Origin of the sequence: Flavobacterium azizsancarii (assembly GCF_027980145.1) — a bacterium.
In the GTDB taxonomy this organism is placed as follows: Bacteria; Bacteroidota; Bacteroidia; order Flavobacteriales; family Flavobacteriaceae; genus Flavobacterium; species Flavobacterium azizsancarii.
On sequence record NZ_JAMZNK010000138.1, the window covers coordinates 1 to 265 of the forward strand.

At 37.0% G+C, this 265-nt stretch carries 1 rRNA gene; it reads left to right on the plus strand.

Going from position 1 to position 265, the window contains the following annotated elements:
- Positions 1 to 181: 181 nt before the first annotated feature.
- Positions 182 to 265: ribosomal RNA gene (gene rrf / locus NJT12_RS24945) — 5S ribosomal RNA — on the plus strand; the annotation flags it as partial.

A 265-nucleotide genomic window follows, 5' to 3' on the forward strand; every position in this document is an offset into this window, starting at 1 on the left:
TAGTACTAATAATCCGTAAGCTTATGTACACCCTTTTCTCCCACCGTAAGGTGGGAGAAGAAACTTTCTAAATCAATACTTTTTTCTTTATCTCAGTATGTTAAGATATTACTTCAATTATAGATTTTGAATTAAAAATTAAAAATTGAAGAACAAATTGCCCAAAGCAATTATAACTTCTTAAGGTGGTTATTGCGGCGGGGCTCACCTCTTCCCATCCCGAACAGAGTAGTTAAGCCCGCCTGCGCAGATGGTACTGCAGTTA